The 815-nt window shown below is 48.6% G+C and carries 1 rRNA gene; it reads left to right on the top strand.

Going from position 1 to position 815, the window contains the following annotated elements:
* A 23S ribosomal RNA gene (locus KQI75_RS13465) occupies positions 1-815 on the top strand; the annotation flags it as partial.

Raw genomic sequence — 815 nt, 5'->3', positions numbered from 1 at the left:
CACGCTAGCAGTATCCAGAGTACCACAGGACACGAGGAACCCTGTGGGAATACGGGTGGACCATCATCCAAGCCTAAATACTACCTGGTGACCGATAGAGAAGCAGTACCGTGAGGGAAAGGTGAAAAGGACCCCGGGAGGGGAGTGAAAGAGAACCTGAAACCTTGTGCCTACAAGCACCGAGAGCATGTTAATGTGTGATCGGGTACTTTTTGTAGAACGGTCCGGCGAGTTAATGTATGCAGCAAGGTTAAGAAACTGGAGTTTTGGAGCCGAAGCGAGAGCGAGTCTGAATAGGGCGAGAAGTTGCATGTATTAGACCCGAAACCGGGTGACCTATCCATGAGCAGGCTGAAGTTGCGGTAAGACGCAATGGAGGGCCGCACCCACGTTCGTTGAAAAGACCGGGGATGACTTGTGGATAGCGGAGAAATTCCAATCGAACTCGGATATAGCTGGTTCTCCCCGAAATAGCTTTAGGGCTAGCGTTATGATAGATTACCGGAGGTAGAGCACTGAATGGGCTAGGGGCCGCGAGGTTACTGAACCCTATCAAACTTCAAATGCCGGATAATTGTTTCATGGCAGTCAGACTGTGTGAGATAAGTCGCATAGTCAAAAGGGAAACAGCCCAGATCTACAGCTAAGGTCCCAAATGAATACTAAGTGGAAAATGATGTGAAATTGCTAAGACAACCAGGATGTTGGCTTAGAAGCAGCCACTCATTCAAAGAGTGCGTAATAGCTCACTGGTCGAGTGATTTTGCGCAGAAAATTTAACGGGGCTAAGTATTCAACCGAAGCTTAGGCAGTAT

This window comes from Butyricicoccus intestinisimiae (assembly GCF_018918345.1).
In the GTDB taxonomy this organism is placed as follows: Bacteria; Bacillota; Clostridia; order Oscillospirales; family Butyricicoccaceae; genus Butyricicoccus_A; species Butyricicoccus_A intestinisimiae.
This window is presented reverse-complemented; position numbering and strand designations above follow the sequence as displayed.